This window comes from Brachybacterium sp. J153 (assembly GCF_036311905.1).
GTDB lineage: Bacteria > Actinomycetota > Actinomycetes > Actinomycetales > Dermabacteraceae > Brachybacterium.
In genome coordinates this window covers 39,639-62,881 of sequence record NZ_JAZDCH010000024.1, presented here as the reverse complement: position 1 = coordinate 62,881, position 23,243 = coordinate 39,639, and the positions used below count along the sequence as shown (strand labels likewise).

Sequence of the window (23,243 nt, the reverse complement as noted above, 5' to 3'; positions counted from 1 at the left end):
GAGTGCCGTCACGCGCTGGTGACGGAGGATGTGGAACCGGCGTCGACGACGTCGAGCCGGCGGATCGAGTCCACGTGGTGGCAGGCCACGCGGGAGCCGCCGTGGGCGGTCGGGGTCGGGTCCTCGGCGCGGCACCGGGCCTGGGCGTCGGCGTCGAGGAGGGGGAGCAGGGGGCAGCGGGAGGCGAAGGAGCATCCCTGGATCTCCTCGGCGGGGCTCGGGAGGTCCCCGCTGAGGATGATCTGGTTGCGCTCGCGCTCGACCTTGGGGTCGGGCACGGGCACCGCCGACATGAGGGCGCGCGTGTACGGGTGGCGGGGCGAGGAGAAGACCTCCTCGACCGGCCCGTACTCGACGATGCGCCCGAGGTACATCACCGCGACCTGGTCCGAGATCTCCCGGACGATCGCGAGGTCATGGGCGACGAACAGATAGGACAGGCCCAGCTGGTCGCGCAGATCGGCGAGCAGGTTGATCACGCCCGCCTGCACCGACACGTCCAGGGCCGAGACCGGCTCGTCGAGCACCAGCAGCTTCGGGTCGGTCATCAGCGCGCGGGCGACGCCGATGCGCTGGCGCTGGCCGCCGGAGAACTCGTGCGGGTAGCGGTCGGTCATCCGCGGGTCCAGGCCCACCAGCTCGAGCTTCTCCCGCACCAGGCGGTTCCGATCGGCCTTCGGGGTGCGGGTCAGGGTCAGCGGCTCGGCGATGATGTCGCCGACGGGCAGGCGCGGGTCGACCGCCGCCATCGGGTCCTGGAAGACGATCTGCACGTCGCGGCGCAGCGCGAGCCGCTCCTTCTTGCCGAGGGCCCCGACGTCCTTCCCACCGACGGTGAGGGTGCCGGCCTGGGGCCGCAGCAGCTCCATGATCTCCAGCGCCGTCGTGGACTTGCCCGAGCCGGACTCGCCGACCAGGCCCAGGGTCTGCCCGGGCATGATCTCGAAGTCGACCCCGTCGACGGCGCGGACCGTGCCGACGGCACGGCGGAACACCGATCCCTTGTACAGCGGGAAGTGGCGCACCAGCCCCTCGGCGCGGACCACCGGCTCCTGGCCGGTGTGGTCCTGCGGCGGGCGCGGCTCGAAGGCCGGGCGCGGGAAGATGTCCGGCGCGGCGAGGGTCCCCGCGGCGATCTCGTCGCTGCGGTGGCAGGCCACCCGACGGGAGGCACCGTGATCCTCCACGAGATCGGGCTCGCGCTCGTGGCACAGGGAGATCGCGGCCGGGCAGCGGGGCGCGAACGGGCAGCCGGGGGGCAGCTCGGAGAGCACCGGAGGACGCCCCTCGAGGGGGACCAGGCGGTCCTTGCCGGCACGGAGCATGTTCGGCACCGAGCGCAGCAGACCCATCGTGTAGGGCATGTGCGGCTTCTCGAAGATCTGGTCGACCGGACCGGTCTCCACCAGCTTGCCCGCGTACATCACCGCGACCCGGTCCACGTTGCCGGCGACGACGCCGAGGTCGTGGGTGATCAGCACGACGGCCGCCCCGGTGACCTCCTTCGCTTTCTGCAGCACCTCGAGGATCTGTGCCTGGATGGTGACGTCGAGGGCCGTGGTCGGCTCGTCGGCGATGATCAGGGTGGGGTCGTTCGCCATCGCGATCGCGATCATGGCGCGCTGGCGCATACCGCCGGAGAACTCGTGCGGGAACGCCCGGGCCCGACGCTCGGCCCCGGGGATGCCGACGATCTGCAGCAGCTCGACCGCGCGCTTGTGGGCGGCGGCCGCGCTGATCCCCCGGTTGTGCAGGGTCAGCGCCTCCACGATCTGCTGGCCGATGGTGTAGACGGGGGTCAGCGCGGACAACGGATCCTGGAAGATCATCGCCATGTCCTTGCCGCGCAGTCGCGACAGCTGGGAGTCGGACATCCCCAGCAGCGACTGGCCGCGGTACTGGATGTCCCCCTCGATCTTCGCGGAGCTGGGCAGCAGGCCCATCACCGCGAGGGAGGAGACCGACTTGCCCGAGCCGGACTCGCCGACGATGCCGAGGAACTCGCCCTCGCGCACTTCGTAGTTCACCCCGCGCACGGCCCGGACGTCGCCGGTCGCGCTCGGGAAGGTCACGGTCAGGTCCTTGACCCGCAGCACGGGATCAGCCACGGTTCACCTCACTGGTGGGATCGATGGCGTCGCGCAGGGCGTCACCCAGCAGGGCGACCGCGGTCAGCAGCGCGACGAGGAAGAACGAGGGGAAGTAGAAGGCCCAGGGGCGGGAGATGACCCCGGACTGGCCGTTCTGCAGCAGGGCCCCGAGGGACACCTGCGGGTACTGGATACCGAGACCGAAGAACGACAGCGAGGTCTCGGCGAGGATCGCGCTCGCGACGCCGAGGGTGGCGTCGATGATCAGCAGCGAGGCGACGTTCGGGATGATGTGGCGGCCCAGGATCGTCAGCGTGCCGACGCCCATGTAGCGGGCGGCCTTGACGAACTCGCGCTCCTTGAGGGACTTCGTCTGGTTCTTGACGATCTGCGCCATGATCATCCAGCCGAAGCACGCCAGAGCCAGCACGATCAGCATCCACGAGGGCATCAGGGCCAGCTGGCGCAGCTCGCCGGGCAGCGACTCCGGCGCCTGGATGGCGGGGGAGAGGATCAGCAGGATGTAGAACACCGGGAGCACCAGGAACAGGTTGATCACCCAGGTGATCACCGTCTCGACCCAGCCGCCGAGGTAGCCGGCGAGGGCTCCCAGGAGGGCCGCGAGGAGGGTCGCGAGCGGTGCCGCGATGAAGCCGATCAGCAGCGACATCCGCAGGCCCTCGACGATGCCCGCATAGAGGTCGCGGCCCACGTGGTCGGTGCCGAACCAGTGCTGCGCCGACGGGGCAGAGTTCTGGTTGAAGGAGTCGGTGTCGGCGTACGAGTAGATGTTCGGGAGGTTCCCGAACAGGGCGAACAGCACGATCAGGCCGATGACCACGGCGCCGATCCAGAAGTTCGGCTTCCGCTTCAGACGCAGCCACACGAGGCGGGTGCGGGAGATCGGGGTGTGCTCGTGATCCGGGTCGATCGGAGCTGCCTCCGGGATGTCCGCGGGAGGGTTCAGGGCGGCTTCCGCCTGCTGGGACGACATGGGGTCACATCCTCACGCGGGGATCGAGGGCGGCGTACAGGACCTCGGACAGCGTGGAGCTGAACAGCACCAGCACGGAGGTGAAGCAGACGACGCCGGCCATAGCGTTGATGTCGGAGGTCTGCACCGCGGTGATGCCGTACTTCCCCATCCCCTCCCACGAGAAGATGATCTCGAGGAAGGTCGATCCGGCCACGAGGGTGCCGAACTGGTAGGCGAAGTAGGTCGACATCGGGATCAGCGCGACGCGGACGCCGTGCTTGATCAGCGCGCGGTTGCGGGTCGCGCCCTTCGCCCGGGCGGTGCGGATGAAGTCCGAGCCGAGCACGTCGAGCATCACCGCTCGCATGTACCGGGAGTAGCTCGCGGCGCCGAAGAGCATCAGCGCAATCGTGGGCAACAACAGGTGGTTGAGCAGGTCGAGGAATTCTCCGAAGCCCTCGTAGCCGGCGGTGTAGGCGCCGGAGAATCTCAGCACCTGGTGGCCGACGAGGCGGTTGAACTCGGTCGCGAGGATCATCAGCATCAGGCCAACCACGAAGGTGGGGGTCGAGAAGAGGATGAACGAGGCGTAGGAGATGATCTGGTCCGAGGCCTTGTACTGGCGGACCGCGCCCCACACGCCGAGGATCACGCCCAGCAGCGCCCCGAGCAGCGCGCCGATCAGCAGCAGGCGCAGGCTGATCCCGGAGCGGCCGAGCCACGCGATGTCGAAGGGGTTCAGCGCATTGTCCGGCGTGCCGAGCATGTCGGTGATGACCCAGTTGTTCGTCAGCGCCATACCGAGCTTCTGCTCGAACGGGGCGGTGAAGATGTTCTGGATCCAGTTCCAGGTGCGCAGCGCCACGGGGTCCCCGTGGTAGACGCCGTAGCCGCGCATGAGGTTCGCGATCGAGTCCTCGGGCACCGGAGGGTTGCGGCCCTGGTACTTCTTCGCGGGGTTCAGGAAGGTCGACGCCGCGACATACGCGAAGGTCGTCGCCACGCACGTGAGGATCAGGTAATTGAGGAAGCGCCGGATCACATACAGGGTCATCGGGACCCGCCTGTGATCGGGGCGATCGCACGGCCACGGGCGGACGGGGTGTCCTGCCTGCGGCGCGCGGATGCGCGGTGGTACTGCGTCACGAAGATGTCCTCACGTGGTCGGTGCGGGTCCGCGGCACTGCGGACCGGCGAGTAAGTTCCTCGAACTGTAGGCCAGGCCACAGGGCCTCACCGCCCGGAGTGACGGACCATGTCCGAATCGTTATGCAGCACGTCACCGGGCTGCCGTGCGGGAGACTACCTCACATGGTGGAAAGCGGTGGACGGACAGGGCCGGATGTGCACGGAGTCAGCGACGCGGGAGACGGGGTCGGGGGCGAGCGCTACACCCGGCAGATCCGGCTGCCGGAGCTCGGGTCCGCGGGGCAGGCCCGGCTCGGCACCGCGCGGGTCGCGGTGATCGGCGCCGGCGGGCTCGGGGCACCGATCCTCACCTATCTCGCGGCCGCCGGGATCGGCCGGATCACGGTGTTCGACCCCGACGTCGTCGAGCTCACGAACCTGCACCGGCAGGTGCTGTTCACGGCGGCCGACGTGGGCCGGCCGAAGGCCCTCGTCGCCGCCGAGCGCCTCGCCGCGCTCAACCCCGAGGTGGCGGTGCGGCCGGTGACCTCCGCCGTCACCCCGCAGAACGCCCTCGAGCAGCTCGGGGGCCACGATCTCGTCCTCGACGGCAGCGACAACTTCCCCACCCGCTATCTCGTCTCCGACGCCTGCGAGATCCTCGACCTCCCCCTCGTGTGGGGGTCGATCCTCGCCTTCTCGGGCCAGGTCAGCGTCTTCTGGGGTGAGGGCGGCCGGGGCGTCACCTACCGCGACGTCCACCCCGTGCCGCCGCGACCGGGGGAGGTGCCCAGCTGCGCCGAGGCGGGCGTGCTCGGCATGCTCTGCGGGACCATCGGCGCGACCATGGCGATGGAGGCGGTCAAGGTCCTCACCGGGATCGGGGAGCCGCTGCTGGGACGCCTCGCCCTCTACGACGCGCTGCGCGCCCGCTGGGACGAGCTGCCGCTGGCCCGGGACCCGCAGCGCGCCCCGGTCACCGCGATCGAGGACCTCGAGGCGACCTGCGGCCTGCCCGGACCGGGGGTCGCGGAGGCCGGGACTGGGAGGTTTGGGGAGCCCGGGGCCGGGGAGTCCGGGGGAAGCAGGGCCGTCCCCGAGGTCACCGCCGCCGAGCTCCCGGCCCTGATGGCCGACGGGGTGCGGGTGGTTGACCTGCGCGAGAGCACCGAGCTCGGGGTCGGCCGCATCGCGGGCGCCGAGCACCTGCCGCTCGGGCGGCTGCTCGACGAGGCCGGCGCGGACCTCGACGGCGCGGTGCTCTATTGCGCCTCGGGCCGACGTTCGGCGAGCGCCGTCCGCTTCCTCGCCGCACGCGGCATCACGGCGCGCTCGCTCTCCGGCGGCTTCGCCGGGCTCGGCGGCAGCGAGGTGCCGGTGGAGCCAGCGGAGCCAGGTGAGCAGGCGGAGCAGCCGTCTCGGTAGCGCTCAGCCGCCGGCGAAGGGCGGCAGCACGTCGACCCGGTCGCCGTCGGCGAGGGGATGGCTGAGGTCCGGTCGGGCGACGGCGTTGACCAGGAAGCTCGAGCGGCCGATCACCCGTGCCGCCTCGGCGGAGCCGTCGGCGGTGAGCGCAGCGACCAGCTCTTCGAGGGTGCGGGCGGGGACCGTCGCGGCGTCGGCCCCGAAGGCGGCGGCGGCACCCGCGAACAGGCGCACTGCGATGGTGGGGATCGGCGTGGTCATCTCAGCCTCCGATGGCGCTCATGGGTCGGTCCGGGGGCCGGAAGTCGGCGGAGTCCATGCCGTGCCCGGCCTTCTTCCCCCAGTGGGCGGCCCGCCAGCGGCGGGCGATCTCCTCGTCGTCGGCCCCGCCGCGCAGCGCCCCGCGCAGATCGGTCTCCTCGCGCGAGAACAGGCAGGTGCGCACCCGGCCTTCGGCGGTGAGCCGGGTCCGTCGGCAGTCCGCGCAGAACGGCCGGGTCACCGAGGCGATGACGCCCACCCGCCCGCGGGGGCGGCCGGTCGCCCGCTCGGACACCTCGAACAGCTCCGCCGGGGCGCCGTCGCGCGGCTCCTCGACGGGGGTCAGGGCGAAGCGGCCGGCGAGCAGGGCGTGGGCGTCCGCGGCCGTGATCATCCCGTCGCGTTCCCAGATCCGATCCGCGTCCAGCGGCATTTGCTCGATGACGCGCAGCTGGAGGTCGCGGTCGAGGCACCAGTCCAGCAGGTCCGGCAGCTCGTGGTCGTTGACCCCGGGCAGCAGTACGGCGTTGACCTTGATCGGCGCGAGCCCGGCGGCGCGGGCCCCGTCGATGCCGGCGAGGACGCGGTGCAGCAGGGGCCGACGGGTCAGGCGCTCGAAGGTCTCCGAGACCACCGAGTCGAGCGATACGTTGATCCGGTCCAGTCCCGCCTCCCGCAGGCCCGCCGCACGATGGTCCAGGCCGATCGCATTGGTGGTCAGCGAGATGTCAGGGCGGCGCTCGAGCGCCGCGACCCCGGCGACGATCTCCTCGAGATCGGGGCGGGTCAGGGGCTCCCCGCCCGTGAAGCGCACCTGCTCGATGCCCAGTCGCTCGACGCCGATCCGCACCAGACGCACGATCTCCGCGGGGGTCAGCAGCTCGTCCCGGCCCAGGAAGGTCAGGCCCGAGGCGGGCATGCAGTAGGTGCAGCGAAGGTTGCAGAAGTCCGTCAGCGAGAGGCGCAGATCCGTCGCGGCGCGCCCGAAGCGGTCGGCGAGCGCGGGGGTGGCCGGTCGGTCCGAGGTGTCGGGGAGGGCGTCCCCGAGGCCGTCGGTGCGGCGCGGGACGGGGATCCCGAGGGACACGCGACGGGAGGCCCGGGGGGGCGCCGCGGCAGAAGCGGGGGTCGACATGCGCTCACCTCCTGGGCTGCGGACGGTGCCGGCGTCCGACCAGGATAGGCCGTGGCACGGCCATACTGGACGAGTGCGCGCCGCGCACCGTGAAGGGCGAGCCGCGGAGGGAGTGGGCGAGATGGCCGGTCGGAGGCGGATCCCGTTGCGCGATCACGTGGACGACGCCGTGGCGCTACTCGCCGCCGTGCGCGGCACCGAGGTGATCGGGCTCGGCGCGGCGGCCGTGGGACGCGTCGCCGCCGAGGACGTGCGCTCCCTGGTCGATCTGCCCGGTCTCGACGACTCCCAGATGGACGGCTACGCCGTGGCCGCCGCGGACCTCGCGGGCGAGCACGCGGAGGTGACCCTCCCGCGGGGACCGATGATCGCCGCCGGCGATGCGCCGGGACGGCTCGAGCCCGGCACCGCGCGGCCGATCATGACCGGGGCGCCCCTGCCCGACGGCGCGGACCTCGTGATCCCCGTCGAGGAGAGCGGGGAGGGACGGTTCGCGGCGGTCGAGGGCGCCGCGCCGACGAGCGTGGTCCTGCGCCCCGCCGAGGTCGCCCCGGGGCGCTTCGTGCGGCGCCGCGGCTCGGACACCCGCCGCGGGGACACCGTGCTGCGCGCGGGCCGCCCCCTCACCCCGGCCCGCATCGCCCACCTCGCCGCCTGCGGACTGCGCGAGGTCGAGGTCCACGCCCCCGTGCGGGTCGTCGTCCTCTCCACCGGCTCCGAGGTGCGCCCCGCCGCCCACGGCACGCCCGCACCGGGCATCCGGCACGACGCCAACGGACCCGGGATCGCCGCCGCGCTGACCGAGGCCGGGGCCGAGGTGGTCCACGTCGGCACCGTGCCCGACGACCCCGCGGTCCTGCTGGGCCGACTCCGGGAACAAGTTGCCGCGCACGACGCGGACCTCGTGATCACCAGCGGCGGCGTCAGCCAGGGTGCCGTCGAGGTGGTGCGCCTCGCGGCCGAGCACCCGGGCGTCGTGCTCGCCTTCCCCACCCTCGCCCTGCAGCCCGGCGGCCCCCAGGGCATCGGCACCCTCGAGGTCGGCCCCCGCCGCGTGCCCTGGCTCGCCCTCCCCGGCAATCCCGTGTCCTCCCTGCTCAGCTGCGAGCTGATCGTGCGCCCCGCCCTCGGGGCCCCGGACCGTCGGCGCCTGCAGCTGCCGCTCCAGCTCGAGGGTCCGGACGCGGTCGAGGCCTCACCCGAGGCGCTGGACCAGTACCGGCGGGCGCGCGTGCTGCCCTCGGGACGGGTGCGCCTCCTCGGCGGGGCGTCCTCGCACCTGCTCGGCGGCTACGCCGCGGCCGACGCCCTGGTGCGGATCCCCGTCGGCGTCGGCGCGGTGCACGACGGCGACCTGCTCGAGACCCTGCTGATCCCTGGAGGAGAGTCATGACCGAGGACCTCTCGCACGTGCGGGCCGACGGATCCGCCCACATGGTCGACGTGACCGCCAAGCCCGTCACCGCCCGGGAGGCGACCGCCGCCGCCGTGCTCCGCACCCGCGCCGACGTGGTCGCGCGGATCGCGAGCGGCGACCTGCCCAAGGGCGAGGCGATCGCCACCGCGCGCCTCGCCGGGATCATGGGTGCCAAGCGCACCAGCGAGCTGATCCCGCTGTGCCATCCGCTGCCGCTCACGGGCATCGAGGTGGATCTCCTGCCGCGCGGGGACCGGGTCGAGATCACCGCGACGGTGCGCACGAAGGGCGTCACCGGCGTCGAGATGGAGGCGCTCACCGCCGTCAGCACGGCGGCGCTGACCCTGTACGACATGATCAAGGCCGTCGACCACCACGCCGAGATCGGCGAGATCCGGGTGCTCGCCAAGTCCGGCGGACGCAGCGGGGACTGGCACCGCGAGGAGGACCCGCGATGAGGGAGATGCCCGCCCGGCGCACCGACGCCGACTGCACCGCCCGCGAGGATCCGGGCGCCGCACCGCTGCTCCGGGGAAGGGGCCTCGTGCTCATCGCCTCGACCCGCGCGGCCGACGGCACCTACGAGGACCGCACCGGCCCGCTGCTCGAGACCTGGCTCCGCGAGCGGGGACTGGACCCGGTGGAGCGGCAGGTCGTGCCCGACGGCCCCGCGGTGGGCCGCGCGCTCTCCGCGGCGATCGACGCCGGCGCCGACGTGGTGATCACCTCCGGCGGCACCGGGATCAGCCCCACCGACGTCACCCCCGAGCAGACCGCACCGCTGATCGACCGCGAGATGCCGGGGGTCCTCGAGGCGGTACGCCGGCGCGGCGCCGAGAAGACACCGACCGCCCTGCTCAGCCGCGGACTCGCGGGCATGGCGGGCCGCACCCTGGTGGTCAACCTGCCCGGCTCCCGCGGCGGGGTGAAGGACGGCATCGCCGTGCTCGACCCGCTGCTGGACCACCTGCTCGAGCAGCGCGACGGCGGCGGGCACGAGGACGGCACGCTCACGGAAGGGGACCGGCCGATGAGTGCGGATCCTTCACTGGGTCCGGCCGAGGAGCGGACCCGGCACGCGAGCGTCGGCGAGGGGGAGATCCGGACCACGGACATGGCCGCGGCCGTCGCCGATCCCCGCTGCGGCGCCGTCGTCACTTTCGACGGCGTGGTCCGCGACCACGACGAGGGGCGCGGCGTCGCACGCCTCGAGTACACCGCCCACCCCTCGGCGGAGCAGGTCCTCGCCGAGGTCGCGGGCGAGATCGCCCAGCGCTACCCGGACGTGCTGATCGCCGTCGCGCACCGCGTGGGCCCGCTCGCCATCGGCGACTCGGCGCTCGTGTGCGCCGTCGCGGCCGCCCACCGCAAGCAGGCCTTCGCGGCCTGCGACGAGCTCGTCGACACCGTCAAGCAGCGGGTCCCGATCTGGAAGCACCAGGTCTTCACCGACGGGACGACCGAATGGGTGGCCGCTCTCGGCTGACCCCCAGGTCCGCCACGTCACCTCCCGGTCACCTGGCGCGGCTACGGTTCCCGGCATGCGCATCCTCCACCTGACCGACACCCACCTCTACGGCGATCCCGCGGCCCGCCACTACGAGCGGATCGACACCGCCGCCGCCCTGCGCGGCCTGCTGGGCCGGCTCGAGGGGCTCGCCGACGTCGACGTCGTCGTCCACACCGGCGACGCCTCCGAGGACGGCACCGCCGCGAGCTACCGCCTGCTCCACGAGATCCTCGACCCCTTCGCGGCCGGGCTCGGCGCACCGCTCGTCGTGGTCATGGGCAACCACGACGTCTCCGCCGTGTACGGGGAGACCATCGCGGCGGGGGAGCGGGTGGCCGAGAGCCAGGACCGCGTCGTCGCCCTGGAGGGCGGGGCGCGCGTGGTCGTGCTCGACACGAGCGTGCCCGGCGCCGGCTACGGCCATCTCGACCCCGAGCAGCTCGACTGGCTGCGGGGCGTGCTCGCCGAGCCCGCGCCCGGAGGGACCGTCCTCGCCCTGCACCACCCGCCTCTCGTCGCCGCCACGACCCTGCTGCGCGGCCTCGACCTCGACGGGCTCGACGAGCTCGCCGCGGTGCTGGCCGGGAGCGATGTGCGGATGGTGCTCTCCGGCCACTACCACCACGAGATGACCGGCACGATCGGCGGGATCCCGGTGCACGTCGCACCCGGCGTGACCAACGTGGTCGACCCGGTCGGGGCGGGGGAGAGCGAGCAGTCCCTCGCACTGTCCGGGGCGAGCCTGATCGAGCTCGGCGAGGGGGTGCCGCGCGTGGTCACCTCGGTGTTCCCGAGCGCGGGCGACACCCTCGGTGATCCGGGCGTGCCGGTGTACCGCTTCGACGCCGGCCAGGTCGCGGCGATCGTGGCGGCCGCGGGGCGCTGAGCAGGACGCCGCGGCCCCGCCGGGGAGGTCCCTCGGGCAGGATGTCCCCATGCTCGAACCGCTGATCGACCGATGGGCCGAGAAGCACCTCGGCCCGGGCCGTCCCGTGCCCCGCTGGATGCGCGGCCTGCTCGACGAGACCTTCCTCTGGGTCGCCGCCGGGGAGCTGCTGATCGCCCTCCATGTCCCCCGGGAGTCGGTGCGTCGCCTCACCGTGCTGCAGGGGATCCTCGAGGAGTACCGCGACCTGCTGCGGGAGCAGGGCGTCGAGGTGCGCCGCCTCGAGGACGTCCGGACCCTCGAGGACCTCGACGGCCTCGCCGAAGGGGAGGCGATGCCGAGCCTCCCCGTCGGCCTCCCCGCCGATGCGACCGACGGGGAGACGCTCGCCCTGCTCGCCCGGCAGCTCCCCGCGACCACCCTCGCCCGCTGGATCGAGGACGGCGCCGCGGTGGTCCTCGACCTCGCCGAGCAGACGCTCGAGGGTCTGCGCCGCCGGCGGGTGCGCCCCGAGCTCGTCGGGGCGGACCCGGCGGCCGTGCAGGAGCTGATCCGGGAGCTGCGGAGGCGGCTCGCCGCGCTCGACCTCCCGGCGCTGGGCCGCGCCGGCTACCCGGTGATGATGCCGCGCCTCGAGGAGGCGGCCCGGGAGATCGAGCAGCTGGACCTGATGAGCGGGCTCGAGGTGGCTCCCCGGGCACCGCGCCCCGGCGAGGTGCAGCGGATCGTCGGGATCCTGCAGGATCTGCCGGCGCCGACCCGTGAGCGGCTGATCCCGGTCTCGGTGCTCCGCTCCCGGCTCGTGCTCGCGCCCCTGCTCGCCCGGGTCCTCGCCGACCTGCGCGCCGGCTGGATCGATCCCGCCGAGCGCCCCGAGCCGCCCTCGGACGAGGAGGCGGCGGCGATACGGGCCCGGGCCGCGGCCGACCGCCGCGAACGGACGGCGCGGGAGGCGAGCCGCCGGGAGCTGGGCCGTCTCGCCGTGCGGCGCACCGCGATGCGCCTCTCGGCACAGGGAGCGGCGATGCTGATCGTCGCCGCCACCTGGGTGCAGGTATGGGTCCTGGGCACTCAGCCCGACAGTCTCCGGGAGCTCGGCATCCCACGGATCGGGGCGGCCCAGGCGACGGCCCTGCTGCTCGCCCTCGTGGTGGTCGGCGCGCTCGCCGGACCGGCGCAGCTCGGGCGGGACCCGCTCGCGATGCATGAGAGCCCGACCGGTCGGCTCCGCGCCGACGTGCTGCGCGTCGTCGGCGGCCTCGGCGATCTGCTGCTGCTCGTCAGTTGCCTGGGGGTGTGGGCGCTGCTGCCCACCTCGCCGCTGCGGGGCAGCGAGTGGTACCGCCGGGAGCACGGGGATGCGCTGCTGGCGCTCGAGATCGGCATCGACGGAGCTGTCGGCGCCCTCGACCCCGGGGTCGTGCTGATCATCGGGGTGATCGCCGCCGCGGTGCTGGGGATGATCCTCGGCCACCTCGGGCAGCGCCGCCTGCGACGACGGGCGGGACTCAGCCCCTGAGGTGCGTCCGCGGTGCGGGGCGCGTCAGCGGTTCATGCCCAGGGTGGTCACGCCCTGGTTCGAATGCGCCTTGGTGAGCGCGGCGAAGTTCCCGCCGACCCGACGGCCCGGGACCAGATCGGGGCGCTCGACGTCCTGCCCCTGCATGCGGTCGGCGCCGCGGGAGAAGCGGTGGAGGGAGTCGCGGAGGGAGCGGAGCAGAGTCATGATCGGCAGATCCTTCGAGTCGGAGCGGGGTGATCGGCCGGGCCCTGGATCGCAGGTGCGCCGGCAGGTTCTCTGAGTCCGTTCTACCGCGCCGGGGACCGGCGGTCACGGGACCGAGGTTCCCCAGTTGCCAGGTTCACAAAAAGGGTGTGACCTGGGGCTCTCCCGAGCGGCCGCGGGCGACGGTGGGGCGAGGCGAGGACCCGGTGTCCGGGGCGACGGCGACGGGTCGGGACCAGGTGTTAGCACTCGTCTTGCATGAGTGCCAGCTCGGTCCTAAAGTGGTCGTCGTTGGCAGTCGACAGCCGAGAGTGCCAGAGGCTGCCAGTCAGGGAACGCCCCGTTCGGCACCGCGACGACGACCGGGATCCGCGCTCCCTGGTTCCCCGAACTCATCAGAGTCAACTCTTCATGAAGGAGTGAGCCGCATGTCGGTCTCCATCAAGCCCCTCGAGGATCGCGTCGTCGTCAAGCCGCTCGAGGCCGAGCAGACCACCGCCTCCGGCCTGGTCATCCCGGACACCGCGAAGGAGAAGCCCCAGGAGGGCGAGGTCGTCGCCGTCGGCGCCGGTCGTTTCGACGACAAGGGCGACCGCATCCCCATGGATGTGAAGGTCGGCGACAAGGTCGTGTTCTCCAAGTACGGCGGCACCGAGCTCAAGTACGGCAACGAGGAGTACCTCGTCCTCGGCGCTCGCGACATCCTCGCGATCATCGAGAACTGAGCGAGAGCATCCCTATGGCCAAGGAGATTCTGTACAACGAGGACGCGCGTCGCGCCCTCGAGCGCGGCGTGGACAAGCTCGCCAACACCGTCAAGGTGACGCTCGGCCCCAAGGGCCGCAACGTCGTCCTCGACAAGAAGTGGGGCGCCCCCACCATCACCAACGACGGCGTGACCATCGCTCGCGAGATCGAGCTCGAGGATCCGTATGAGAACCTCGGCGCGCAGCTCGCGAAGGAGGTGTCCACCAAGACCAACGACGTCGCCGGTGACGGCACCACCACCGCGACCGTCCTCGCCCAGGCGCTGGTCCACGAGGGCCTGCGCAACGTCGCCTCCGGCGCCGCTCCCTCCGCGCTCAAGCGCGGCATCGAGAAGGCCGTCGACGCCGTCTCGGAGAAGCTCGGCGAGCTGGCCACCCCGGTGGACGGCAAGGCGCAGATCGCGAACGTCGCCGCGGTGTCCTCCCAGGACCGCGAGATCGGCGAGCTGCTCGCCGAGGCGTTCGACAAGGTCGGCAAGGACGGCGTGATCACCGTCGAGGAGTCCTCCACCACCGCGATGGAGCTGGACTTCACCGAGGGCATGCAGTTCGACAAGGGCTTCATCTCCCCGCACTTCGTCACCGACGCGGACCGCCAGGAGGTCGTGCTCGAGGACGCCCAGGTGCTGCTGCACCAGGGCAAGATCTCGGCCGTGGCCGACATCCTGCCGCTGCTGGAGAAGGTCGTCGAGGGCGGCAAGCCGCTGTTCGTGATCGCCGAGGACGTCGACGGCGAGGCCCTGTCCACGCTGGTCGTCAACAAGATCCGCGGCGCCTTCAAGGGTGCGGCCGTCAAGGCCCCGGCCTTCGGCGACCGTCGCAAGGCGATGCTCCAGGACATCGCGGTGCTCACCGGCGCCCAGGTCGTCACCTCCGACCTCGGCCTCGACCTCAAGACCGTCGGCACCGAGGTGCTCGGCCACGCCGGTCGCGTGGTCGTCACCAAGGACTCGACCACCATCGTGGGCGGGGCGGGTGACGAGCAGGCCGTGGCCGACCGCGTCGCGCAGATCCGTGCCGAGATCGCGAACACCGACTCCGACTGGGATCGCGAGAAGCTCCAGGAGCGCCTCGCGAAGCTGGCCGGCGGCGTGTCCGTCATCAAGGTCGGTGCGCACACCGAGGTGGAGCTCAAGGAGAAGAAGATGCGCATCGAGGACGCGGTCTCCGCGACCCGCGCTGCCATCGAGGAGGGCATCGTGGCCGGTGGCGGCAGCGCCATCGTCCAGGCCTCCGCCGTTCTCTCCGAGGATCTCGGCCTCACCGGTGACGAGGCCGTCGGCGCCCGCGCCGTCGCCGTCGCCGTGGTCGAGCCGCTGCGCTGGATCGCCGAGAACGCGGGCCTCGAGGGCTACGTCGTCGTCGAGAAGGTCAAGGAGGCCCAGGCCGGATTCGGCCTGGACGCCGCGACCGGCGAGTACGTCGACCTCGTGGCCGCCGGCATCATCGATCCGGTCAAGGTCACCCGGTCCGCGCTGCGCAACGCCGCCTCGATCGCCGGTCTGGTGCTCACCACCGAGACCCTCGTGATCGAGAAGAAGGACGAGGACGAGTCCTGATCCTCGTCTGATCCTCGCGTGATCATCGCGGGACAGACCGCCGACGGGCGGGCCATCCGGGAGACCGGGAGGCCCGCCCGTCGTCGTGTCCGGAGACGACGGGGACGACGGAGACAGGACACATCCCGCCGCGACCGGGAGGCCGGGGATGTCCGCGGGCTGCCGGTGGTGCTCGCGAGGGGGCGGCTCGGCCTAGGATGACGCTGTCCCACCGGATCGAGCCGCCTCAGGAGGAGTGGTGACCAGCAGCACGGACGCCACTCCGCTCCCGGACGACGACCGCCCCACCCGCACCTTCGGGCCGCCCGCCCCGGTGGTGTTCGGCACCCTCGGGGTCGCGCTGGTGTTCGTGATCGTGCTCGAGTTCCTCGTGATCATCAGCTTCGTGGGGCAGCGGCTGTGGACCGTCCCCGCGCTGCGCGACTCCTTCCTCTTCCAGCTGCCGCTGCTCCTGTGGGCCCTGGTGGTGATCGCCTCCGTGGTGGGGGTGCTGCGCGTTCTGACCGCCTGGCTCCAGGTGGACTCCGACGGCTTCACGCTCCGCGGCCTCGCCCGCCGCACGCGCAGCGCCCGCTGGGACGAGGTGGGCGGGGTGCTGGCCGTGCGCGCCATCGAGCGGGGGGCGGGTTCCGATGAGGGGCTCGACCTCTCGGAGACCGCCTATGACGGGGTGTACCTGCTGGACGCCGAGGGCCACCGCCTCGTCGCCGTCTCCAACCGGTTCTTCGGGCCGCGCGCACAGGAGGCGTGCCTGCGCCACGCCGCGGCGGCCGGGGTGCGCATCGACCGGATCGACGCCATCAGTCCCGCGGAGCTGCGCCGGCAGGCCCCGCGGGCGCTCGGCGTCGTCGACCGTCATCCCACCCTGGTGGCGCTGTGCCTCGCAGTTTTCTACATCGGCCACAACGTCCTGACCTTCGCCGTGTGGGGGCTGTGAGCGGCAGCCCCGCCGCGGCAGGGGGCCGCGGCCCCGCCGAGCGCCCGGGCCGGGCCGCGAGGCGCACCGCACGGCGTCGGCCGGCGCCCCTGCCGCAGCGGCACGGGCTCGACCCCGTCGGCTGGACCCTCCCCCCGGGGGCCACCACCGGCGCCGCGCTCGAGGCGTTGCTGGCCCGCTTCCCCGCACTCGCCGACCCCGCGGCGACGCCGCTGCGGGACCGCTTCGCCGCCGGGGAGATCGTCGACGCCGACGGGCGGGCGCTCACGGCGGACACCCCCGTGGGCCCCGGCGACCGGCTGTGGTTCCATCGCGAGCTGCGGGCCGAGGAGGTGCCCGAGGTCGCGCTCGACATCCTCCATGCCGACGAGCACCTGATCGTCCTCGACAAGCCCCACGGCATGGCGACCATGCCCCGCGGTGCCCATGTGCTCGGGAGCGCCCTCGTGCGGCTGCGACGGGAGACGGGCGTCGCGACCCTCGTGCCGCTGCACCGCCTCGACCGGCGCACCGCCGGGGTGCTCGCCTTCGGGATCGTGCCCGCCGAGCGCTCCGTCTACCAGCAGCTGTTCGCGCGCGGCGAGGTCGACAAGGAGTACCTCGCCCGCGTCGACCCGGGACCCGGCGCGACGATCCCGCGGGAGCCGGGGGAGCGGGCCGAGCTCCGCGACCGACTCGTCAAGCCCCGCGGCGAGCTGACGACGCGGCGCGAGGCAGGGGAGCCCAACGCCCTCACCGAGCTCGAGGTGCTGACGGCCGACGCCGACTCCTCGCTGCTGCTGCGCCTCCGCCCCCGCACCGGCCGCACGCACCAGCTGCGTGCCCAGCTCTCGCTCCGCGGCGCCCCGATCCGCGGCGACGACCTCTACCCCTCGCCCCGCCCCGAGCCCGCCGAGCCGCTGCAGCTGCTGGCCCGCGAGCTGGCGTTCACCGATCCCGTCACCGGGGCGGCGCGCCGCATCCGCAGCCGACGTACGCTGACCTCGTGACCAGCCCCTCCGCCCCCGTCGACGCCGCGCCCCCAGTCCCGCGGCGCACCCGCGGCGGGGCGGTGCTCGTGGGGCCGTCGATCCGCTCCCGCTACCTGCCGCTCGCGCTGTGGGGGCTGCCGCTCCTCGCCGCCGTGCTCTCTCCCTTCGGCGGCGTCGCGATCCAGCAGCTGCGCCGGAGCCGGCTCGCCGCTGGGCACGACGGCGTGCTCGAGGCGGCCCTCGACCCCGCGGGGGTGCAGTTGCTGCTGGGCGGCCTGCTGCTCTGGGCGATGTTCGCACTGTGGGCTCTCGTGCCGGTGCTGCTCACGCACCGCCTCGTGCTGCTCGACGAGGCGGCGGGCACGCTCGTGCTGCGACGGGGGCTGCGCACGTCCGGCCGCGCCGCCCTCGCGGACGTCGTGCACGCCGTGGGGGAGCCCGAGCGGGGCAGCCTCGCGGTGATCGGCGTGCGGTCCGCCGGGGGTGTCGCGCGCGGCGGGGGCGACGGCGACGTGACGGACTGGATCATCCCCGAGATCGGCTGGGACGAGGCGTCGTTCGACGGGCTGCGCGCCCTGCAGGCCGCGGCCGGGCTGCGGCCCGCGCCGCCGCGCCGGGAGCTGCTCGCCGCCCGTCGGCAGGACCGCCGCGCCCGCGCGCACCAGGAGCTCGCGGAGCGGCTCGGTATGCCGTGGCGCCCCGAGTACACGCACGACGAGGCGGCCTTCCAGGCCGAGTTCGACCGGGTGCGGCGCGTGCTCGGCGGCAAGGAGGAGCCGCGGGAGGGGGACCCGACGCCGTGACGGAGGAGGAGGGGCGCCCGCCGCGGCGCGAGCCCGTGCCCACCACGACCAGCCCGATCGGGATGCCCGACTCGCTCACGGTGCGCTCCGAGGCGGCAGCCGCCGTCGGCGCCGAGCTGCTCTCCGCCGGGATGGCGTCCTACCGGGTGCGCTGGGCGATGAGCCGCACGGCCCGGGCGCTCGGCCTCGACTCGTTCACCGCGATCGTCACCTACACCGACATCACGGCGACCGCGACGCTCCACGGCCGCTACCGCACCCGGCTCACCCAGCCCCGCCACGTGGGCGTCGACGTCGACCGCCTCCACCGCACCCAGCGCTTCGTCGAGGCGCTCCCCGACGACGGCACCACCGCCGCCGAGGTGCACGCGGCCCTCGCCGCTCTCCGCGCCCGCGGCCCCCTGCACGGCCGAGTCACGAACGCGCTCGCCGCCGGCTTCGCCTGCGCCGCCTTCGCCGTCCTGAACCAGGCCGGCCCCCTCGAGGCCGTGGCCGCCGGGATCGCCGCGACCGTGGGCCAGGCGGCGCGCCGCACCGCCCAGCTGCGCGCCTGGAACCACCTGCTGACCACCGTGATCGGCGCCGTCGTCGCCGCCTGCTGCTACCTGCTGGCCGTCGGCGGGGCGGGTGCCGCGGGCTGGGCGACGGGAGACCTCATGGGCGGCCATCTCGCCGCCGTGCTCTTCCTCGTGCCCGGCTTCCCGATGATCACCGGCCTGCTGGACCTCGTGCGCGCCGATTACTCCGCCGGGCTGCAGCGCCTCACCTACGCGGCGCTGATCATCCTCGCCGCCGCCTCCGCCGCGTGGACCGTGAGCCTCGCCGTGGGCGTCGAGCCGGTCGTCGCGGAACCGCTCGGCCTCTCCCCGCCCGTGCTGCTCGCGGTGCGCGCCGCGGCGACCTTCGTGGGCGTGCTCGGCTTCGCCCTGATCTTCAACTCGCCGTGGCTGATCGCGCTCACCGCCGCGGCGGTGTCGCTGCTCGCGAACTCCGGCCGCTTCCTGCTCACCGAAGCCGGCGTGCCGATCCAGGTGGCGACCCTCGCGGCGACCGTGCTGGTGGGCCTGCTCGCCTACGCCGTCGCCCGCACCCGCCACGTGCCGCGCACCGCGATCTCGGTGCCGGCCGTCGTGATCATGGTCCCCGGCTACGCGATGTACTCCGCGTTCACGCTCGTCAACGCGGGCCAGGCCGCGGCGGCCGCGACGCTCACCCTCGACGCGCTGCAGACGATCATCGGCGCCGCCTTCGGGCTCGCGCTCGCCCACCTCGCGACGTCCCCGGCCTGGCGGAGGGTCGAGCAGCCGCGGTGAGCGGGTACCGCGGCGCTCCGGGTGAACGCCGCCCCAGGGGTCAGAAGATCGCGCGCAGCACCAGCACCACGACCGCGCCGATCCCCGCCGCGGCCGGCAGGGTGATGATCCAGGCGAGCGCGATGGGGCGCATGAGCCTCCAGTTCGCGGCATGGTTCACGACGCCGACCCCGAGCACCGCGCCGATGAGGATGTGCGTCGAGGAGACCGGCAGGCCCAGCACCGAGGCGAGCAGCACGATCGTCGCCGCCGCGAGCTCGGCCGCGAAGCCGGAGGAGGGGTGCATGGCCGTCAGGCCCGATCCGACGGTGTGGATCACCTTGCGGCCCACGAACCACAGGCCCGACACGAGCGCGATGCCGAAGGCGACGAGCGCCGCCGTGGGCACCGCCGCCTCCTGGGAGATCGCCCCGGTGCGCAGCACGTCCAGCACGGCCGCGAACGGCCCGATCGCGTTGGCGATGTCGTTGGCGCCGTGCGAGAAGGCGAAGGCGCAGGCGGTGAACACCTGCATCCAGCTGAACATGATGAAGGTGGCGCGGGAGATCGACTGCTTCTTCAGCGCCCGGGCGAAGATCGTCGTCGCCATCCACACGCCGAGCGCGATCATCGCCAGCGCGAGGAGGCCGCCGGCCAGCGGGATCTGCAGGCCCAGGTTGTCCAGGCCCTTGAACACCAGCATCGCGGAGAGCAGCACGGCCGCGGCGGCGGCCAGCGGCGGGACCCGCTTCTCGAGGGCGTGGTAGGCGGCGCGGCGCTCCACCTTGCGGGCTGCCTTGCGCTCCTTCTTGGACAGGGACGCGGCGCTCGCGACGAGCTCCGCGCCGGGGCCGCCCGGGGTGAGGTCGAGCGCCGCGGACTCCGCGAAGGCCGACTGCTGCAGCTCGGTCATCCGTTCGGTGACGGGCATGTGGTGCTGCTCGCCGTCCTCGGACTCGTCGTTCTCGTCGTCGTCCTCGTCGTCCTCCGCGTCGTCGTAGCCGCGGGAGCCGAGCGCGATCGCCCGGGCGGCCGGGGCGAGGATCCGCCGCTTGATCGCCCCGAACAGGAGGAAGGAGGCGATGCCGCCCAGCAGCGGGGAGAGCACCCAGGAGACGGCGATCTTGCCGATCTCTCCCCACTGCACCATCGCGAGGCCGCCGGTGCCGGTGACCAGGCCGGTGGTGACCGCCGCGCCGACGATGCCGCCGATGATCGCGTGGGTGGTGGAGACCGGCCAGCCCATCCTGGTGGCCAGCAGCAGCCACACCGCCGCGCCCAGCAGGGCCGACATCATGATCAGCGCGAAGCCCAGCGGGTCGACGGTCAGGCCGTCGAGGTCCACGATCCCGCTGCGGACGGTCTCGGTCACGGAGCCGCCGGCGATCACCGCGCCGGAGACCTCGAAGACCGCCGCGACCACGAGCGCCTGCTTCATCGTCAGCGTGCCGGCACCCACGCTCGTGCCGAAGGAGTTCGCCACGTCGTTGCCGCCGATGTTGAACGCCATGAACAGCCCGAAGGCGATCGCGAGGATCAGGAGGAAGGCGTTGACGTCGCGCCCGGCATGGAGGAAGGACCAGATCGTGAAGGCCACGACGGTCGCGACGGTCATCAGACCGGCGCCGAGATGCCAGGTGCGATCGGGGCCCAGCAGGCCCGTGGCGACGGGCGTCTCGGCGGAGGTCTGCGAGGGGATGCCTGGCATCTGCGTGTCCCGGGGGTGAGGAGGATCGGGGGCCGCGGCCACTCTAGGCCCAAGATGACGGGGGTGTGAACGACAGATGAACGACAGCCTCGGCGTCGCGGCCCGCGCGGCGACGTGATCCTCGGCTCGTTCCGTCCGCGGCGTGCATGGATATCGCGGCCCGTCAGGGCGTCCAGGCAGGTCAGGCGGGATTCGGAGCGGGCGGGAGGACGTGGCGAGCGACACTGCACCCCCTCGCCCTGCGCGGCTACCATCGGTGCATGACGAGCGCGGATCCCTTCGGTTTCATCGGACTCACCTACGACGACGTGCTGCTGCTGCCGGGGGAGACCGACGTGATCCCCTCCGAGGCGGACACCTCCAGCCGGCTCACCAAGGAGATCACCCTGCGGATCCCGCTGGCCTCCGCCGCGATGGACACCGTGACCGAGTCCCGCATGGCGATCGCCATGGCCCGCCACGGCGGCATCGGCATCCTCCACCGCAATCTCTCGATCGATGACCAGGCCCACCAGGTCGACCTGGTCAAGCGCACCCAGACCGGTCGCATCACGAACCCGGTCACCATCGGCCTGGACGCGACCCTCGAGGACTTCGACGCCGTCTGCGGTCAGTACCGCGTCTCCGGCCTGCCGGTGGTCGACGAGGACAAGCGCCTCCTCGGCATCTGCACCAACCGCGACCTGCGCTTCATCCCCGTCGCCGAGTGGGCCACCACCCGCGTGGGCGAGGTGATGACCACCGAGGTGTTCACCGCCCCCAGCGACGTCTCCCACGAGGAGGCGACCGCCCTGCTGCGCCGGAACAAGCGCGAGCGCCTCCCCCTGATCGACGCCGACGGGAAGCTCACCGGCCTGATCACCGTGAAGGACTTCGTGAAGTCCGAGCAGTTCCCCGACGCCTCCAAGGACGCCCAGGGCCGCCTGCTCGTCGGCGCGGGCGTCGGCTTCTTCGGCGACTCGCTCGAGCGCGCGGGGGCCCTGCTCGATGCCGGCGTCGACGTGCTCGTCGTCGACACCGCCAACGGCCACGCCCGCCTGGCGCTCGAGATGATCGCCCGCATCAAGTCCGATCCGGCCTTCGCGGGCGTGCAGGTGATCGGCGGCAACGTCGCCACCCGCGCGGGCGCGCAGGCGCTCGTCGACGCGGGCGCCGACGCGGTCAAGGTGGGCGTGGGACCCGGCTCGATCTGCACCACCCGCGTGGTCGCCGGCGTCGGCGTCCCCCAGATCACCGCGATCCATGAGGCCTCCAAGGCCACCAAGCCCGCGGGCGTCCCGCTCATCGGCGACGGCGGCCTGCAGTACTCGGGCGACATCGCCAAGGCCCTCGTGGCAGGCGCCGACACGGTCATGCTCGGCTCCCTCCTGGCCGGCACCGAGGAGTCCCCGGGCGAGGTCGTCCTCGTCGGCGGCAAGCAGTTCAAGGCCTACCGCGGCATGGGCTCGCTCGGCGCCATGGCCTCGCGCGGCAAGAAGTCCTTCTCCAAGGACCGCTACTTCCAGGCCGACGTCTCCAGCGACGACAAGATCGTCCCCGAGGGCATCGAGGGCCGCGTCGCCTACAAGGGGCAGCTCGGCTCCGTCGTGCACCAGCTCGTCGGCGGCCTGCACCAGTCGATGTTCTACGTCGGCGCGCAGAATGTCGCCGAGCTCAAGGAGCGCGGGCAGTTCGTGCGCATCACCCCGGCGGGCCTCAAGGAGTCCCACCCGCACGACATGGCCGCGATCATGGAAGCCCCGAACTACTCGGCGCGCTGAGCCGGGGCGGCCTCGTCGCCGCCGTGCTCGAACCCGATCAGCCACACCACCCCGAAGCGGTCGCGGACCTGGCCGTCAAAGGGGGATCATCCCTCCCCAGGACCCCGCCGTCCACCGTCCCGCCCGCAGGGGCTCGTCCGTGGGGGAGTGCCCCTAGGGTGGGGGCATGAGCACCTCCTCCTGGCTGGACCGTCCCCTGCTCGGTTTCGACACGGAGACCACCGGCACCGACGTCGCCGCGGATCGCATCGTCACCGTCGCGCTCGTGCACTCCGTCGGGCCGGGTCGGGCGCACGAGACGGTCGCCACCTGGCTGATCGACCCCGGCATGGACATCCCCGAGCCGGCGCAGCGGGTGCACGGCATCTCCACCGCCCACGCCCGGGAGCACGGGATGGCGCCCGCCGAGGCCCTCGCCGAGGTCGCGGAGATGCTCGCGGACGCGCTCCGGGCGGATGTGCCGATCGTCGCCTTCAACGGCAGCTTCGACCTGCAGATCCTCGAGAACGAGCTGCGTCGCCTGGGCCTGCCCACCCTCGCCGAGCGGCTCGGGCACGACATCGCCCCCGTCGTCGACCCGCTCGTGATCGACCGGGCCCTGGACCGCTGGCGGAAGGGCAAGCGCCGCCTCGTGGACCTGATCGAGCTGTACGGGGTCCAGCAGGACGGCGCGCTCCACACCGCCGACGTGGACGTCTCCGCGACCCTCGACGTGCTGCGCGCGCTCGCCGCGAAGTTCCCCGAGATCGCCCGGGCGGACCTCGCCGAGCTGCACCAGAAGCAGATCGCGTGGCATCGCGAGAGCGCCGAGAGCTTCAACCGCTACCTGCAGAAGCAGGGGAAGACCCCGGACGCCAAGGAGACCTGGCCGCTGTGAGCGTCCCGGATCGGC

21 protein-coding genes are annotated in these 23,243 nt (G+C 73.0%); 14 read left to right on the top strand and 7 right to left on the bottom strand.

Features of this window, described 5'->3' with window-relative positions; genetic code table 11:
* Positions 1 to 8: 8 nt before the first annotated feature.
* The 3 genes from V1258_RS11430 to V1258_RS11420 are packed head-to-tail and all read right to left on the bottom strand — an operon-like array spanning position 9 to position 4,120.
* The gene (locus V1258_RS11430) at positions 9 to 2,108 is read right to left on the bottom strand and encodes an ABC transporter ATP-binding protein (RefSeq protein WP_329749804.1); all 2,100 of its coding nucleotides are present in this window, start codon (positions 2,106 to 2,108) and stop codon (positions 9 to 11) included.
* Complete coding sequence (locus tag V1258_RS11425; protein ID WP_329749803.1) at positions 2,101 to 3,084, bottom strand: ABC transporter permease; 984 nt, start codon at positions 3,082 to 3,084, stop codon at positions 2,101 to 2,103. Before V1258_RS11425 ends, V1258_RS11430 begins: the two co-directional genes overlap by 8 nt.
* 4 nt (positions 3,085 to 3,088) lie before the next feature.
* Positions 3,089 to 4,120, bottom strand: a complete 1,032-nt coding sequence (locus V1258_RS11420) for an ABC transporter permease (protein WP_329749802.1) — start codon at positions 4,118 to 4,120, stop codon at positions 3,089 to 3,091.
* A 290-nt stretch (positions 4,121 to 4,410) separates the two neighbouring features.
* Between V1258_RS11420 and V1258_RS11415 the strand changes: the two genes are divergently transcribed.
* Entirely contained in the window at positions 4,411 to 5,619 is a 1,209-nt protein-coding gene (locus V1258_RS11415) for a ThiF family adenylyltransferase (protein ID WP_329749801.1), read from the top strand.
* 3 nt (positions 5,620 to 5,622) lie between these two features.
* Here the strand turns inward: V1258_RS11415 and V1258_RS11410 are convergent, their stop codons facing one another.
* Positions 5,623 to 5,880 (bottom strand): MoaD/ThiS family protein, encoded by a 258-nt coding sequence (locus tag V1258_RS11410; RefSeq protein WP_329749800.1) that lies wholly within the window; start codon positions 5,878 to 5,880, stop codon positions 5,623 to 5,625.
* Position 5,881: 1 nt separating this feature from the next.
* Positions 5,882 to 7,015: a GTP 3',8-cyclase MoaA gene (gene moaA, locus V1258_RS11405; RefSeq protein WP_329749799.1), complete on the bottom strand. Its 1,134-nt coding sequence runs from the start codon at positions 7,013 to 7,015 to the stop codon at positions 5,882 to 5,884.
* A 121-nt stretch (positions 7,016 to 7,136) separates the two neighbouring features.
* Between moaA and V1258_RS11400 the strand changes: the two genes are divergently transcribed.
* Genes V1258_RS11400 through V1258_RS11380 form a run of 5 tightly spaced genes read left to right on the top strand, consistent with a single transcriptional unit; the run spans position 7,137 to position 12,347 of the window.
* Positions 7,137 to 8,408 carry a molybdopterin molybdotransferase MoeA gene (locus tag V1258_RS11400; protein ID WP_329749798.1) on the top strand — a complete coding sequence of 424 codons (1,272 nt, stop codon included), beginning with the start codon at positions 7,137 to 7,139 and terminating at the stop codon, positions 8,406 to 8,408.
* Entirely contained in the window at positions 8,405 to 8,890 is a 486-nt protein-coding gene (moaC, locus tag V1258_RS11395; protein ID WP_329749797.1) for a cyclic pyranopterin monophosphate synthase MoaC, read from the top strand. Before V1258_RS11400 ends, moaC begins: the two co-directional genes overlap by 4 nt.
* Positions 8,887 to 9,918: a molybdenum cofactor biosynthesis protein MoaE gene (locus V1258_RS11390; protein WP_329749796.1), complete on the top strand. Its 1,032-nt coding sequence runs from the start codon at positions 8,887 to 8,889 to the stop codon at positions 9,916 to 9,918. The genes moaC and V1258_RS11390 overlap by 4 nt, the downstream gene beginning before the upstream one ends.
* Positions 9,919 to 9,973: 55 nt before the next feature.
* Positions 9,974 to 10,828, top strand: a complete 855-nt coding sequence (locus V1258_RS11385) for a metallophosphoesterase family protein (protein ID WP_329749795.1) — start codon at positions 9,974 to 9,976, stop codon at positions 10,826 to 10,828.
* Positions 10,829 to 10,877: 49 nt separating this feature from the next.
* Positions 10,878 to 12,347, top strand: a complete 1,470-nt coding sequence (locus tag V1258_RS11380) for a hypothetical protein (RefSeq protein ID WP_329749794.1) — start codon at positions 10,878 to 10,880, stop codon at positions 12,345 to 12,347.
* A gap of 24 nt (positions 12,348 to 12,371) precedes the next feature.
* On the opposite strand, the gene V1258_RS11375 is transcribed toward V1258_RS11380, so the two are convergent.
* Positions 12,372 to 12,554 carry a hypothetical protein gene (locus V1258_RS11375; RefSeq protein WP_329749793.1) on the bottom strand — a complete coding sequence of 61 codons (183 nt, stop codon included), beginning with the start codon at positions 12,552 to 12,554 and terminating at the stop codon, positions 12,372 to 12,374.
* A 428-nt stretch (positions 12,555 to 12,982) separates the two neighbouring features.
* On the opposite strand from V1258_RS11375, the gene groES reads away from it, so the two are divergent.
* The 6 genes from groES to V1258_RS11345 all read left to right on the top strand — a co-directional run bounded on the left by groES (position 12,983) and on the right by V1258_RS11345 (position 18,904).
* Positions 12,983 to 13,279 (top strand): co-chaperone GroES, encoded by a 297-nt coding sequence (gene groES, locus V1258_RS11370; RefSeq protein ID WP_329747193.1) that lies wholly within the window; start codon positions 12,983 to 12,985, stop codon positions 13,277 to 13,279.
* A 14-nt stretch (positions 13,280 to 13,293) separates the two neighbouring features.
* Complete coding sequence (gene groL, locus V1258_RS11365) at positions 13,294 to 14,880, top strand: chaperonin GroEL (RefSeq protein ID WP_329749792.1); 1,587 nt, start codon at positions 13,294 to 13,296, stop codon at positions 14,878 to 14,880.
* A gap of 238 nt (positions 14,881 to 15,118) precedes the next feature.
* Positions 15,119 to 15,817, top strand: coding sequence for a hypothetical protein (locus tag V1258_RS11360; RefSeq protein WP_329749791.1), 699 nt, complete (start codon positions 15,119 to 15,121; stop codon positions 15,815 to 15,817).
* On the top strand, positions 15,814 to 16,806 hold the full coding sequence (locus V1258_RS11355) for a pseudouridine synthase (RefSeq protein ID WP_329749790.1): 993 nt from the start codon (positions 15,814 to 15,816) through the stop codon (positions 16,804 to 16,806). The genes V1258_RS11360 and V1258_RS11355 overlap by 4 nt, the downstream gene beginning before the upstream one ends.
* The gene (locus V1258_RS11350; protein WP_329749789.1) at positions 16,803 to 17,591 is read left to right on the top strand and encodes a hypothetical protein; all 789 of its coding nucleotides are present in this window, start codon (positions 16,803 to 16,805) and stop codon (positions 17,589 to 17,591) included. Before V1258_RS11355 ends, V1258_RS11350 begins: the two co-directional genes overlap by 4 nt.
* 35 nt (positions 17,592 to 17,626) lie before the next feature.
* Positions 17,627 to 18,904 (top strand): threonine/serine ThrE exporter family protein, encoded by a 1,278-nt coding sequence (locus tag V1258_RS11345; protein ID WP_329749788.1) that lies wholly within the window; start codon positions 17,627 to 17,629, stop codon positions 18,902 to 18,904.
* 40 nt (positions 18,905 to 18,944) lie between these two features.
* Here the strand turns inward: V1258_RS11345 and V1258_RS11340 are convergent, their stop codons facing one another.
* The gene (locus V1258_RS11340) at positions 18,945 to 20,591 is read right to left on the bottom strand and encodes an inorganic phosphate transporter (protein WP_329749787.1); all 1,647 of its coding nucleotides are present in this window, start codon (positions 20,589 to 20,591) and stop codon (positions 18,945 to 18,947) included.
* Positions 20,592 to 20,851: 260 nt separating this feature from the next.
* On the opposite strand from V1258_RS11340, the gene guaB reads away from it, so the two are divergent.
* Together guaB and V1258_RS11330 are read left to right on the top strand one after the other, a co-directional pair.
* Complete coding sequence (gene guaB, locus V1258_RS11335; protein ID WP_329749786.1) at positions 20,852 to 22,351, top strand: IMP dehydrogenase; 1,500 nt, start codon at positions 20,852 to 20,854, stop codon at positions 22,349 to 22,351.
* A 166-nt stretch (positions 22,352 to 22,517) separates the two neighbouring features.
* Entirely contained in the window at positions 22,518 to 23,228 is a 711-nt protein-coding gene (locus tag V1258_RS11330; protein ID WP_329749785.1) for an exonuclease domain-containing protein, read from the top strand.
* Positions 23,229 to 23,243: the final 15 nt, after the last annotated feature.